Origin of the sequence: Methylobacterium sp. WL6, assembly GCF_008040095.1 — a bacterium.
In the GTDB taxonomy this organism is placed as follows: Bacteria; Pseudomonadota; Alphaproteobacteria; order Rhizobiales; family Beijerinckiaceae; genus Methylobacterium.
Genome location: NZ_VRVH01000119.1, coordinates 1 through 13357, shown reverse-complemented (window position 1 = coordinate 13357; position 13357 = coordinate 1). Strand labels below are relative to the sequence as shown.

Genomic DNA, 13357 nt, shown 5'->3' with positions numbered 1-13357 from the left:
CCTCGCGGGCCTGCCCGAGCAGGACCCAGGCGGCGGCGAAGCGCGGGGCGCGCTCGAGCGCCTGCTCCGCCATCTCGGCGGCGCCGACGCAATCGCCCTCGGCCAGGCACGCCTCGGCATAGGCGAAGCGGCGGTCGGCCAGCAGGTCGCCGGAGCCGGTCTGGGACATGGTGGGGATCGATCCGGGTCTCGTCGGGACGACGCCCTATATCACCCCCGATCCCATCCACCGTCACCACGGGACCGATGACGCTTCGCGCCGGCGACCTTCTCACCCTCACCCGCGAGGGGCTGTACTGCCCGCTCGGGCGCTTCCACGTCGACCCGACCTGGCCGGTCGAGCGGGCGCTGATCAGCCACGGCCATGCCGACCACGCCCGGGCCGGCCACGGCAGCGTGCTGGCCACCGGCGAGACCCTGCGCATCATGGCGGTGCGCTACGGCGAGGACTTCTGCCGTGCGCGCCAGGAGGCGGCGCTCGGCGCGCCGATCCGCATCGGCGACGTGACGGTGCGGTTCGCCCCCGCCGGCCACGTGCTCGGCTCGGCGCAGATCGCGATCGAGGCCGGGGGCGTGCGCGTCGTGGTGTCGGGCGACTACAAGCGCGCGCGCGACCCGACCTGCCTGCCGTTCGAGGTGGTGCCGTGCGACGTGTTCATCACCGAGGCGACCTTCGGCCTGCCGGTGTTCCGCATGCCCGACACCGCGGCGGAGGTGCGCAAGCTCCTCGATTCCGTGGCGCTGTTCCCCGAGCGCGCCCACATCGTCGGCGCCTACGCGCTCGGCAAGGCGCAGCGGGTGATGATGCTTCTGCGCGAGGCCGGCTACGACCGGCCGATCCACCTGCACGGGGCGATGGAGAAGCTGACCGAGCTGTACAAGCGCGAGGGCTTCGCGCTCGGCGAGACCCCCAAGGTGGCGGCGGCCGACCGGGCGAGCCTGAAGGGGGCCATCGTGCTGTGCCCGCCCTCGTCGATCCAGGACGTGTGGTCGCGAAAATTCCCCGATCCCGTTACGAGCTTCGCCTCGGGCTGGATGCGGGTGCGGGCCCGCGCCCGCCAGAAGGGCGTTGAGCTGCCGCTGGTGATCTCCGACCACGCCGACTGGCCGGATCTCTGCCGCACCATCCGCGAGACGGGGGCCGGCGAGGTCTGGGTGACGCACGGGCAGGAGGACGCGCTGGTGCACTGGTGCGGAAGCCAAGGGATCAAGGCCAAGCCGCTGCACATGCTGGGCTACGGCGACGACGGCGAGGCCGAGCCGGCCGCCGGGGACGCCGCCGAAGAGGCCGCCGCGTGAACGAGTTCGCCGAGCTCCTCGACCGCCTGGCCTACGAGCCGCGCCGCAACGCCAAGCTGCGGCTGCTGCAGGATTACTTCGCCCGCACGCCCGACCCGGAGCGCGGCTACGCGCTCGCGGCGATGACCGGCACCCTGAGCTTCCGCGAGGCCAAGCCCGCGCTGATCCGCGGCCTCGTCGAGGCCCGGATCGACCCGGTGCTGTTCCGGCTCTCGCACAACTACGTCGGCGACCTCGCCGAGACGACCGCGCTGATCTGGCCGGGGCCCGTCGCGGACGCAGCGCCGGCCCCCTCTCCCGAGCGGGAGGGGGGGCCGGTCGGCGCGCCCGGCCCCGGCCACAACAACCCGCCCCCGCACGTGCCGACGCTCGCCGAGGTGGTCGAGACCCTGTCCACCATCCGCAAGGCCGACCTGCCCGGCCACCTGGCGACCTGGCTCGACGCGCTGGACGAGACCGGGCGGTGGGCGCTCCTGAAGCTCGTGACCGGCAACTTGCGCGTCGGCGTCTCGGCGCGGCTCGCCAAGACCGCGGTCGGCGCGCTCGGCGGCCACGAGGCGGACGCGGTCGAGGAGGTCTGGCACGGGCTCAGGGCGCCGTTCGAGACCCTGTTCGCCTGGGCGGAGGGGCGCGGCCCGCGGCCCGAGACTCTGAACCCGGCCCCGTTCCGGCCGCCGATGCTGTCGCACCCGATCGAGGAGGAGACCGACTTCGACAAGCTCGCCCCGGCCGACTTCTCCGGCGAGTGGAAGTGGGACGGCATCCGCGTTCAGCTCGTCGGCGGGCGCGACGCGGCGGGCGAGCCGGTGGCGCGGATCTACTCGCGCACCGGCGAGGACATCTCCGGCGCCTTTCCCGACCTCGCCGAGGCCGTCACCTTCACCGGCACGCTGGACGGCGAGCTGCTGATCCTGCGCGAGGGCCGCGTGCAGAGCTTCAACGTCCTGCAGCAGCGCCTCAACCGCAAGGCGGTGACGGGCAAGCTGATGGAGGAGTTCCCGGCCCATGTGCGTGCCTACGACCTGCTGACCGCCGACGGCGAGGACCTGCGGGCCCTCGGCTTCCTGGAGAGGCGCGCCCGGCTGGAGGCGTTCGTGGCGACGCTCGACCACGCCCGGATCGACGTGTCGCCGCTGGTGCCGTTCGCGACCTGGGACGATCTCGCGGCGGCGCGGGCCGACCCGGCCGCGGTCGGGGCGGGCGACGACGCCGACGCGATCGAGGGCGTGATGCTCAAGCGCCGCGACAGCCCGTACCTGCCCGGCCGCCCCAAGGGCCCGTGGTGGAAGTGGAAGCGCGAGCCGCATCTGGTCGACGCGGTGATGATGTACGCCCAGCGCGGGCACGGGAAGCGCTCGTCGTTCTACTCCGACTACACGTTCGGGGTGTGGCGGGACGGCGCGGGCGGCCCCGAGCTGGTGCCGGTGGGCAAGGCGTATCACGGCTTCACCGACGCCGAGCTGGCCAAGCTCGACCGCTACGTCCGCAACCACACGGTCAAGCGCTTCGGCCCGGTGCGCGAGATCGGCTACGGGATGGAGGGCGGATTGGTGCTGGAGATCGCCTTCGAGGGCGTGCAACGCTCGACCCGGCACAAGTCGGGCGTCGCGATGCGATTCCCCCGCGTCAGCCGCATCCGCTGGGACAAGCCGGCGGCCGAGGCCGACCGGATCGACCTTCTGGAACGCATCCTGGCGCGGGGCGAGCGCGAGACGATGCCGGGCACGACCCTGGAGACGACGGAATGAAGCGCGGCACGGTGGGACCCGTCGAGACCCTGTTTTCGGGCGAGATCCGGCGGCAGGCCGGCGCGCGGCTGACGATCGCGACGCCGGGTCCGGGCTTCACCGAGTTCACGGACGCGGTCGCCGCCTTCGTGCGCGGCAGCGGCGTCCGCGACGGCGTCGCCACGGTGTTCTGCCGGCACACCTCGGCTTCGCTGACCATCCAGGAGAACGCCGACCCCGACGTGCAGGCCGACCTGATGACGGCGCTGGACGGTCTCGCCCCGCGCCACGTCGCCTACGTCCACGGCGCGGAAGGGCCGGACGACATGCCCGCCCACATCCGCACGATGGTCACCGATTCCGCGCTGACGATTCCCGTTCTGGACGGCCGCCTCGCCCTCGGCACCTGGCAGGGCGTGTACCTGATCGAGCACCGCGACCGGCCGCATCGCCGGGAGATCGTCCTGGTGGTGGCGGGGGCTTGAGGGCGGATCGCCCCGCGCGTCCGTCTGTTCCTGCGGGGATGACCGTGCCCGCTCCGTCATTCCGGGCTCTGCTTCGCAGTCCCGGAATGACGGCGTGGGTGTGATGTCGATCGCAGGCGGCTCCGGCGATGACGTCACCATGCCGATATCGCCCCTGCCACCTCGCGCGTCCGCCAAGCTCCGGATCGGCGGCTGCGCCGAGGCCGCCTAGAGAAACTTCAGCGGGTCGGTCTCGGGCGGGGGCGGGGCGACGTCGGCGCGGTTCCACCAGCCGCCGCCGAGCGCCTGGAACAGGGCCGCGGTGTCGGCGTACTGCGTCGCGCGCGCGCCGGCCGAGGTGACGAGCGCCGAGAGGTAGCCCTGCTGGGCGATCAGCACCTGGGTCGAGTTCACGGCGCCGGCCGAGAACTGCTTGCGGATCAGCTCGAGGCTCTGGCCGGTGGCCTTCTCGGCGGCCGAGGCGGCGGCGACCGCGCCGGCGTCCGCCTGCAGCGCGCGCAGCGCGTCGGCCACGTTCTGGAACGCGGCGATCACCACGGCGCGGTACTGGGCCTGGGCCTGGGTCAGCGTCTCCTCGGAGGCGCGCTGGCGGCGGTAGAGCGTGCCGGCGTCGAAGATCGGCGCGGTGGCCTGGCCGAGGATGGTGAAGAACCCGGCGCCCGGGTTGGCGATCTGCGCGAGCCGCACCGCGCTCGAGCCGCCGGCGCCGGTGATCGCGAATTGCGGCAGGCGGTTCGCCACCGCGACGCCGATGCCGGCGCTGGCCTGCTGCACCAGGGCCTCGGCGGCCTTCACGTCCGGCCGCTGCTGCACCAGGCGCGAGGGCAGGCTGACGGGCACCTTCGTCGGCAGGCGCAGGGCCGCGAGGGTGAAGGTCTCGGCCACCTCCTCGCTCGGGAGCCGACCGGCGAGGGCGGTCAGGAGGTTGCGCTGCTGCGCCAGCTGCTTCTCCAGCGGCGGCAGCAGCTGCTGCGACAGCGACAGGGCCGCCTGCTGCTGGATCACGTCGGCGCCGGCGATCTGCCCCAGCGAGAGCTGCTTGTTGTAGAGGGTCAGCACCTCGGTCTGCGCCTGGATCACGCGCTTGGTCGCGTCGATCTGGGCCCGCAGTGCCGCCTCTTGGATTGCGGCGGCGACGACGTTGGCGGTGAGGCTGAGATAGGCCGCCTCGAGCTGGAAGCGCTGGTTCTCGGCGGTGGCTTCCAGGCCCTCGATGGTGCGGCGGTTGAGCCCGAACACGTCGGGATTGAAGGCCACCGTCACCTGCGGGGTGTAGAGGCTGTAGAGGTAGTTGTTCTGGTTCTGCAGCGGCGATTGCAGGTCGAGCCCCGGCGCCTTGGCGCCGAGCGCCTGCGGGTTGGCCGAGAGCGAGGGATAGAGCGTGCCCTTCTGGGCCAGCACGTTCTGCTGCGCGATGCGCAGGGAGGCCTGCGCCGCCTCCAGGTTCGGGTTGTTGGCCAGCGCCTCCTCGACCAAGCGGTTCAGCGCCTTCGAGCGGAACAGCGTCCACCACTGGCCGGGGATGTCGGCGCCGGAGACGAAGCTCTGGTCGGCTGAGCCGCCCTGCCGGGTGGCGACCTTGTCGGCCGCGCTCGGGTTCGCCAGCGGCTCGCGGGTGTAGCGCGCGACTGGCGGGTCCTCGGGCGCGACGTAGTTCGGGCCGACCGCGCAGCCCGACAGGGCCAGGCTCGCGGCGAGGGCCACGGCCCGTGCGGACCGGCGGTTGAGGGCCGTCTCGATCATGACGCTTCCGACGCGGGACGCGCGCGCGACGGCGCCATCCTCCGCCCGGTAGAGCGCCGCGGGGGCGGCGCAAGTCAATGCGGCGGGCGGCGTCGCCGGCGGGGAGGCCGAGCGTTGTGGTGCCGGCGCCACGGCTGCGAGGACGAGCGCGCTTTGCCCTCCCCCCTCCGCGGGGGAGGGTGGCCCGCGAAGCGGGTCGGGAGAGGGGAGCGACCTCTCCGGACATGGCTCTCCCCTCTCCCGACCCTCGCTGACGCGAGGCCCACCCGCCCCCGCAGAGGGGGGAGGGAAGGGGCGCGGCAACGTCCTGATCAAAACCATCACGCCGCCGCCCGATGGACAGCGGGCGTCGCGAGCGGGTTCGGCCGGCGGCGCGAGAACAGCGAGATCAGCACCGGCACCACCACCAGGATCAGGTTCGGCGCGAGCAGGATGCCGCCGACGACGACGAGCGCCAGGGGCTTCTGCACCTGCGAGCCGATGCCGGTGGAGACCGCCGCGGGCAGCAGGCCGACGCAGGCGGCGACGCAGGTCATCATCACCGGCCGCATCCGCACGATCGAGGCGTGCCAGACGGCCTCCTTGCGCGGCCAGCCCTCCTCCATCAGCTGGTTGTAGTAGGCGAGCAGGATCACGCCCTCCATCGTCGAGATGCCGAACAGGGCGATGAAGCCGATCGCCGCCGAGATCGAGAACGGGGTGCCGGTGAGCGCCAGCGCGAAGATGCCGCCGATCATCGCCATCGGGATCACCGACAGGCCGAGCAGCATGTCGGCGACCGAGTTGAAGTTGATGAACAGCAGCAGCGCGATCAGCACCAGGGTGATCGGCACCACGAGGCTGAGGCGGGTGACCGCGTCCTGCAGGTTGGTGAACTGGCCGACCCATTCGAGGTGGTAGCCGGCCGGCAGCGTCACCTCGTCGGCGACGCGCCGCTGCGCCTCCAGCACGGTGCCGCCGAGGTCGCGCCCGCGCACCGAGAACTTGACCGGGATGTAGCGCTCCTGGTCCTCGCGGTAGATGAACGAGGCGCCCGAGACGAGGTCGACGTCGGCGATCTCGGAGAGCGGCACCTGCACCACGCCGCCGTTCGGGTTGGCGGCGCCGATGGTGATGTTGCGGATGGTGGCCAGCGAGGAGCGGTACTCGCGGGCGAGCCGCACCCGCATCGGAAAATGCCGGTCGGAGCCGTACTCGTAGAGGTCGCCCGCGGTCTGGCCGCCGATCGCGGCGGCGATCGTGGTGTTCACGTCGCCGATCGAGAGGCCGTAGCGGGCGGCCTTGTGGCGGTCGACGTCGATGCGCACCGTCGGCTGGCCGAGCGAGGCGAAGACCGAGAGGTCGGTGACGCCGGGAACGGTGGCGAGCACCGCCTTCACGTCGTTGGCCGCCTTGGTGATCGCGGCGAGGTCGGTGCCGTAGACCTTGACCGAGTTCTCGCCCTTCACGCCCGAGGCCGCCTCCTGGACGTTGTCCTCGATGTACTGGGAGAAGTTGAACTCGATGCCGGGGAACTCGGCGTCGAGGCGCTTCGACAGGCCGGCGATGAGCTGCTCCTTGTCGAGCCCCTTGCGCCATTCGTCGATGGGCTTGAGCGGGGCCAGGATCTCGACGTTGAAGAAGCCGGTGGCGTCGGTGCCGTCGCTCGGCCGTCCCTGGTGCGAGATCACGGTGACGACCTCCGGCACCTCGGTGAAGATCTTGCGCAGCCGCTCGACGTAGGCGTTGCCGGCCTCCAACGAGATCGAGGCCGGCATCGTGCCGCGCACGTAGAGGTTGCCCTCCTCGAGCTTGGGCAGGAACTCGAGGCCGAGGTTCCGCGCGGCCAGCCCCGAGACCAGCAGGATCGCCACCGTCACGGCGATCGACAGGATGCGGTTGCGCAGGCCGAAGCCGAGGATGATCTCGTGGCCGAAGCGCAGCACCTTCACGATCAGGGTGTCGCGCTCCTCCACGTGCTTCGGCAGGATGACGGCCGAGAGCGCGGGCGAGACCGTGAAGGTCGCGAGCAGGCCGCCGACCAGCGCGTAGGCGTAGGTCTTGGCCATCGGCCCGAAGATGTGGCCCTCGACGCCCGACATCGTGAACAGCGGCAGGAAGCCGACGATGATGATCGTCGCCGAGAAGAAGATCGCCCGGTTCACCTCCGAGCCGGCGATGGCGATGGTGCCGAGCCGGCCGGTGAGGCCCCCCGGCGCGGGCTGCCCTTCCGTGTGGTGCGGCTCGGCCAGGTGCCGGAACACGTTCTCGACCATGATCACGGTGGCGTCGACGATCAGCCCGAAATCGATCGCGCCGAGCGAGAGGAGGTTCGCCGAATCGCCGCGCACCACCAGGATCAGGATCGCGAAGCCGAGGGCGAAGGGGATCGTCGCCGCCACGATGATCGCGCTGCGCAGCGACCCGAGAAAGAGCCACTGCACCACGAAGACCAGCACCACGCCGAAGACGAGGTTGTGCATCACCGTGTGCGTGGTGGTGTGGATCAACCCGGAGCGGTCGTAGATCCGCTCGATCTTCACGTCCGGCGGCAGGATCGTCGAGGCGTTGATCTTCTCGATCTCGGCCTCGACCCGCCGGAGCGTCGGCAGGCTCTGGCCGCCGCGGCTCATCAGGACGATGCCCTCGACGATGTCGCTCGAGCCGTCGTGCCCGACGATGCCGAGCCGCGGCGCGTTGGAGACGCGCACATCGGCGACGTCCCGCACCAGCACGGGCGTGCCGTTGACCTGGGTCAGCATCGTGTCGCGGATGTCGTCCATGTCGCGGATCAGGCCGACGCCGCGGACCACGGCCGACTGCTCGCCGACGTTCAGCGTCTGGCCGCCGACGTTGATCGAGGAGTTGTTCAGGGCCGAGACGAGCTGCACCAGGGTCATGCCCTGCGCCTGGAGGCGGTTGAGGTCGACCGCGATCTCGTACTCCTTGGCCTTGCCGCCGAAGGCGGTCACATCGACGACGCCGGGGATCGCCTTGAAGCGGCGCTGCAGCACCCAGTCCTGCAGGGTCTTCATCTCCGCGGAGGAGAAGCCCTTCGGCCCGACGAGCTTGTACCGCATGATCTCGCCCACCGGGCTCGTCGGCGAGATCTGCGGCGTGGCGCCGTTCGGCAGGGGCGGGGCCTGCGACAGGCGGTTGAGCACCCGCTGCAGCGCCTCCTCGTAGGTGAACTCGTAGTTGAACTGCACCTTCACGTCGGACAGGCCGAACAGCGAGATCGTGCGCACCACCTGCGCGTTGGGGATGCCGGCGAGCGCCACCTCCAGCGGAATGGTGATGTAGCGCTCGATCTCGTCGGCCGACTGGCCGGGATTCTGGGTGATCACGTCGACGAGCGGCGGGACCGGGTCGGGATAGGCCTCGATGTTGAGCTGGGTGTAGCTGGCGTAGCCGAGCGCCAGCATCACCAGGAAGCCGAGGCAGACCAGCACGCGCTGGCGCAGCGAGAAGACGATCAGGCTGTTCATCGCGTCGGGTGCCCTTCCGGCGGTTCCGGTCCGGTCAGGACGCCTTGTCGCCCGACGCGGCGCGGTCGATGAACAGCGCGCCGCGGGTGACGACCTCCTCGCCGGCGGCGAGCCCCTCGACGACCTGGACGTTGTCGCCGTTGACCAGGCCGAGGCTGACGCCGCGCGCCGCGATCGCGCCGTCGGGCCGGGCGACCCAGACGTGGGCGCTCGCGCCCTCGTAGACGACCGCGGCGAGCGGCACGGCCGGCGAGGGCTGGGGCTTGCCCGTGATGATGGTGAAGGTGGCGAACATCTCCGGGCGCAGCGACCGGTCCGGGTTGTCGACCTCGCTGCGCACGGCGAGGCGTCGCGTCGCCGGATCGAGGCTCGACGACATGTAGTTCACCCGCGCCTTGAACACCCGCGTGCCGAAGCCCGCGACCCGCGCCTCGACCTCCTGGCCGATGCGGATCTTCGGGATCTCGCTCTCGCGCACGTTGGCGATCAGCCATACCGTGGACAGGTCGCCGATCACGAAGGCCGGGTCGCTCGAGGTGGTGAGGTACTGGCCGATGCCGACCTTGCGCTGCACGATGGTGCCGGCGATCGGCGCCTGGATCTGCGTCTCGGCGCTCATCGTGCCGTTCTTCTCGTAGGCGGCGATCTCCGCGTCGGTCTTGCCGAGGAGCTTGAGGCGGTTGCGCACCGCGTCGAGGGAGGCCTGCGCGGTCTTCAGGTCGCTCTGGGCGGCGATCACGTCGTTCTGGGCCGACTGGTAGTCCTTGAGCGCCACCGCCTTGGCCGCGAACAGCTCCTGCTGGCGGGCGGCGATGGTCTGGTCGAGCTTGAGCAGCGCCTGCTGCTTCTGGATGGTGTTGAGCGCGCTCTGGTAGTCGTTCTGGGCCTGGACCATGTCCGTGGCCTCGATGACGAGGAGCACGTCGCCGGCCTTCACGTCGTCGCCCGCGCGCTTGAGCACCTTCGTGACGCGGCCGGAATAGGGCGAGGCCACCGGCACGTTGTCGTCGTCGTTCAGCGCGATGCGCCCTTCGGCCGAGCCTTCCGGGCGGAAGGTCATCGTCGCCACCGGATGGATCTCGAAGGTGGTGCGCTGCTCCGGCGTCGGCCGGAAGATCCGCTCGGCCGACGAGGGCGGGGCGTCGGCCTCGCCGGTCTCCTCGCCCTTCGTGCCGCCGAGCATCCCGCGCGCGTAGGTCGTCACCGTCTCGAGGAACCCGCGCACCGGCTGCGGGAACACCGCGACCACGGCGACGGCGGCGACCACCAGCGACAGCACGACCGCGATCGGCAGCAGCCCCTGGCGGCGCGGGCCGTGCGCCCGGGCCGCCGGCGCGTCGGTGTCGGGATCGAGTGGCGTGCGGGCGTCCATCGCGCTGTCGTCTTCGGGTCGAGGGAGGTGCTTGATGGCTGTGGGCCGGTGCGGAGCGGTCGAACGCGGGAACCCGTCCCGATGCATCGAACCGATCGATGGTGCTTTTCTAAGGCAGGCCCGGGACGGGCGGCTCCCCGAGGCGCCGATATCCCGCGCATCCGGGCGGCACAATGGCCCGGCGGTGCGGAAGCGCGGCCGGGAGGCGATCGAGGCGGGTCGAGGCGATCACGTTCGGGATATCGGGCTCGCGGGATATCGGGCTCGTGCGTGCGGTCGCCCAAGCGGTCCGCGGCGAGGCCGCGACCGGAAACGGCACCGCTTGGTCATGGCCATGGGTCGTGGCAGGTCTTCACGACGGTCTCGCGACGGAGCCGCATGCCGGCCGCGGGAGGCGGGGCGGCGTCCGCTCGGGTGCTTCCATCCGCGGTCCGATGATACGATATGACATGTCATCGGCGGCCCGGCGCGAGCGCGGGCGCCCACCGCATCACCCGTCGGAAGAGTCGCCCATGTCCGGATCGCAGAGCCCCGCCAACGCCGAGTCGGTCACCTCCGAGAAGATCCCGGTCACCGTGCTGACCGGCTACCTCGGCGCCGGCAAGACCACGCTGCTCAACCGCATCCTCACCGAGAACCACGGCAAGCGCTACGCCGTGATCGTCAACGAGTTCGGCGAGATCGGCATCGACAACGACCTCGTCGTCGGCGCCGACGAGGAGGTGTTCGAGATGAACAACGGCTGCGTCTGCTGCACCGTGCGCGGCGACCTGATCCGCATCATGGACGGGCTGGTGAAGCGCCGGGGCAAGTTCGACGCGATCATCGTCGAGACCACCGGGCTCGCCGACCCGGCCCCCGTCGCCCAGACCTTCTTCGTCGACCAGGACGTCGGCGACGCCGCCCGCCTCGACGCGGTGGTGACGGTCGCCGACGCCAAGTGGCTGTCCGAGCGCCTGAAGGACGCGCCCGAGGCCCGCAACCAGGTCGCCTTCGCCGACGTGATCCTGCTCAACAAGGCCGACCTGGTCTCGGAGGCCGACCTCGCCCGCGTCGAGGGCGAGATCCGCGCGATCAACCCCTACGCCAAGCTCCACCGCACCACGAACTGCGACGTGCCGATCGACGCGGTGCTCGGCCGCAACGCCTTCGACCTCGGCCGCATCCTCGACCTCGAGCCCGACTTTCTCGAGGAGGGGCACCACCATCACCACGACGGCGACATGCAGTCGTTCTCGGCCCGCATCGACGGCCCGGTCGACCCGGAGAAGTTCATGCCGTGGATCTCGAACCTCACCACGATCCAGGGCCCGGACATCCTGCGCTGCAAGGGCATCGTCGCGTTCCCCGACGAGCCGCGCCGCTTCGTCTTCCAGGGCGTGCACATGATCCTCGACGGCGACCTGCAGGCCGAATGGAAGGCCGGCGAGGACCGCTCGTCGCGCGTCGTGTTCATCGGCCGCAAGCTCGACGCCGAGGCGATCAAGGGCGGGTTCCTGGACTGCGCGGCCTGAGGCTTATGCGAAGCGGATCATGGTCGACGCGGGCGTCATGATCCGATCAGCTTGACGAAGGCGGCACCGGCGCCGAAGAAGGCCGCGCCGGCCGCCATGCCGGAGAGCGCGATCTGCCAGGGTGCGAGCATCCTGTCGCGCTCGAGTTTCCGCGCCTCGTGCTCGAGCTTCCTGGCTTCGTGCTCGAACTTCTTCGCTTCGAGCTCGAGCTTCATCGATTCGGCCATGAGCTTCTTCTGCTCGGCCACGAACTTCTCGCTTTCCTCGCGTTGCCGACGGATACGGCCGATCAGTTCTTCCAGATCCGGGGGAAGCGGTGTTGCGGTGTCGGCCATCGGGCTTGGTCCTCGACGTCGCGATGATTGAGGCACGATAGGCGTTCGCTCCCGACCGGTCGAGCGCGCCGCAGGCGCCCGTCAGCCGAATATCAACCTTTCCGTCCCATGAAGGACCCGTCGTCGTGCGGGCCCGCGTTCCAGGCTCGCGGAGCCCGCGTAAGCCATGGCCAGCACCGCCGTTCCGGGCTTCGTCCTGCCGCAGGTCGGCCGGGTCCCGCTGATCCGGGTCGTCCACGGCTTCGCCGGCGCGCTCCTCGCGGCGTTCGTGTTCTTCGCCTGCTTCGCCTTCTCCGAGACCTCGCCCTACGACGTGATCGCGATCCCGACGATCCTGCTCTGGGCCTGCCTCGGCATCCGGCTGCACCGTGGGGCGGTGCCGCTGGTGGTGCTGCTGCTGCTCTATCTCGGTGCGATCGTCGTCGGCCTGATCCCGTTTCTCGACGAGGACTTACCGGTCACCTGGACGATCCAGCTGATCTACCTCTCGGTGACGGGCGTCTTCTTCGTGATGTTCTTCTCCGACGACACCCAGGCCCGCATGGAGCTGGCGCTGAAGGCCTACACGGCGAGCTGCGTGTTCTCGGCCACGCTCGGCATCGTCGGCTACCTGCAATGGCTCGGGATCGAGGACCTGTTCTACAAGTACGACCGCGCCTCGGGCACCTTCCAGGACCCGAACGTGTTCGGCTCGTTCCTGACGCTCGGCGCGCTCTACCTGATGCACGGCCTGATCACGGCGACCGCCCGCCGCCCGGTGCTCGCGCTCGCGGGCCTGCTGATCATCCTGGTCGGGATCTTCCTGTCGTTCTCGCGCGGCTCGTGGGGCGGCACCGTCGTCGCCACGCTGCTGATGGTCGGCTCGGTCTACGCCTCCTGCGGGTCGGCGCGGCTGCGGCGGCGCATCGTGCTCCTCAGCCTCGCGACCCTGGCGCTCGGCGCCGTCGCGATGGCGGCCCTGCTCTCGGTCGACAGCGTCCAGAAGATGTTCGCCACCCGCGCCGCGGTGAGCCAAGACTACGACGAGGGCGAGACCGGCCGCTTCGGCAACCAGCTCCGCGGCATGGAGATGCTGCTCGAGCGCCCGCTCGGCCTCGGGCCTATGCACTGGCGCCTGACCTTCGGGCTGGAGCCGCACAATTCCTACATCGGCAGCTTCGCCAACGGCGGCTGGCTCGGCGGCGCGGTCTTCCTCGCCCTCGTCGCGGCGACGGGGTTCGTCGGCTTCCGCCTACTCGCCCGGCCCTCGCCGTTCCGCGCGCACGCGCAGATCGTCTGGCCGGCGCTGCTGATGTTCTTCCTTCAGGCGCTGCAGATCGATATCGAGAAGTGGCGCCACGTCTACATGATGCTCGGCATGGTATGGGCGCTGGAGGCGGCGCGCCGGCGCTGGGCCGCGCGGGACGGGCGCCGCG

Annotated in this window: 10 protein-coding genes; 5 read left to right on the top strand and 5 right to left on the bottom strand. The window is 70.8% G+C overall.

What is annotated here, in order from left to right:
• The coding region (locus FV230_RS16005) for a tetratricopeptide repeat protein (RefSeq protein ID WP_147843101.1) at positions 1-169 on the bottom strand (169 nt) is incomplete at its 3' end.
• 77 nt (positions 170-246) lie between these two features.
• On the opposite strand from FV230_RS16005, the gene FV230_RS16000 reads away from it, so the two are divergent.
• Genes FV230_RS16000 through FV230_RS15990 form a run of 3 tightly spaced genes read left to right on the top strand, consistent with a single transcriptional unit; the run spans position 247 to position 3511 of the window.
• Positions 247-1299, top strand: coding sequence for a ligase-associated DNA damage response exonuclease (locus FV230_RS16000; protein WP_147726419.1), 1053 nt, complete (start codon positions 247-249; stop codon positions 1297-1299).
• The gene (locus FV230_RS15995) at positions 1296-3047 is read left to right on the top strand and encodes a cisplatin damage response ATP-dependent DNA ligase (RefSeq protein WP_147843100.1); all 1752 of its coding nucleotides are present in this window, start codon (positions 1296-1298) and stop codon (positions 3045-3047) included. Before FV230_RS16000 ends, FV230_RS15995 begins: the two co-directional genes overlap by 4 nt.
• Positions 3044-3511, top strand: a complete 468-nt coding sequence (locus FV230_RS15990; RefSeq protein WP_147843099.1) for a secondary thiamine-phosphate synthase enzyme YjbQ — start codon at positions 3044-3046, stop codon at positions 3509-3511. The genes FV230_RS15995 and FV230_RS15990 overlap by 4 nt, the downstream gene beginning before the upstream one ends.
• Before the next feature lie 207 nt (positions 3512-3718).
• On the opposite strand, the gene FV230_RS15985 is transcribed toward FV230_RS15990, so the two are convergent.
• From FV230_RS15985 to FV230_RS15970, 3 genes are all read right to left on the bottom strand, one after another.
• Entirely contained in the window at positions 3719-5254 is a 1536-nt protein-coding gene (locus FV230_RS15985; protein ID WP_147726416.1) for an efflux transporter outer membrane subunit, read from the bottom strand.
• Positions 5255-5574: 320 nt separating this feature from the next.
• Positions 5575-8721: a CusA/CzcA family heavy metal efflux RND transporter gene (locus tag FV230_RS15975; protein ID WP_147843098.1), complete on the bottom strand. Its 3147-nt coding sequence runs from the start codon at positions 8719-8721 to the stop codon at positions 5575-5577.
• A 34-nt stretch (positions 8722-8755) separates the two neighbouring features.
• On the bottom strand, positions 8756-10093 hold the full coding sequence (locus FV230_RS15970) for an efflux RND transporter periplasmic adaptor subunit (protein WP_147843097.1): 1338 nt from the start codon (positions 10091-10093) through the stop codon (positions 8756-8758).
• Positions 10094-10605: 512 nt separating this feature from the next.
• Here FV230_RS15970 and FV230_RS15965 point away from each other — a divergent pair.
• Positions 10606-11607 (top strand): GTP-binding protein, encoded by a 1002-nt coding sequence (locus FV230_RS15965; protein WP_147843096.1) that lies wholly within the window; start codon positions 10606-10608, stop codon positions 11605-11607.
• A 35-nt stretch (positions 11608-11642) separates the two neighbouring features.
• Here FV230_RS15965 and FV230_RS15960 read toward each other — a convergent pair whose 3' ends face one another.
• Positions 11643-11942 carry a hypothetical protein gene (locus tag FV230_RS15960; protein ID WP_147726412.1) on the bottom strand — a complete coding sequence of 100 codons (300 nt, stop codon included), beginning with the start codon at positions 11940-11942 and terminating at the stop codon, positions 11643-11645.
• Between the two features lie 166 nt (positions 11943-12108).
• Between FV230_RS15960 and FV230_RS15955 the strand changes: the two genes are divergently transcribed.
• A partial coding sequence (locus FV230_RS15955) for an O-antigen ligase family protein (protein ID WP_147843095.1) occupies positions 12109-13357 on the top strand: 1249 nt, incomplete at its 3' end.

What these genes read in the sequence shown, in the direction of transcription:
- FV230_RS15985 (WP_147726416.1), bottom strand. Translation starts at nt 5,254, where the DNA reads ATGATCGAGACGGCCCTCAACCGCCGGTCCGCACGGGCCGTGGCCCTC.
- FV230_RS15960 (WP_147726412.1), bottom strand. Translation starts at nt 11,942, where the DNA reads ATGGCCGACACCGCAACACCGCTTCCCCCGGATCTGGAAGAACTGATC.
- FV230_RS16000 (WP_147726419.1), top strand. Translation starts at nt 247, where the DNA reads ATGACGCTTCGCGCCGGCGACCTTCTCACCCTCACCCGCGAGGGGCTG.
- FV230_RS15970 (WP_147843097.1), bottom strand. Translation starts at nt 10,093, where the DNA reads ATGGACGCCCGCACGCCACTCGATCCCGACACCGACGCGCCGGCGGCC.
- FV230_RS15990 (WP_147843099.1), top strand. Translation starts at nt 3,044, where the DNA reads ATGAAGCGCGGCACGGTGGGACCCGTCGAGACCCTGTTTTCGGGCGAG.
- FV230_RS15975 (WP_147843098.1), bottom strand. Translation starts at nt 8,721, where the DNA reads ATGAACAGCCTGATCGTCTTCTCGCTGCGCCAGCGCGTGCTGGTCTGC.
- FV230_RS15965 (WP_147843096.1), top strand. Translation starts at nt 10,606, where the DNA reads ATGTCCGGATCGCAGAGCCCCGCCAACGCCGAGTCGGTCACCTCCGAG.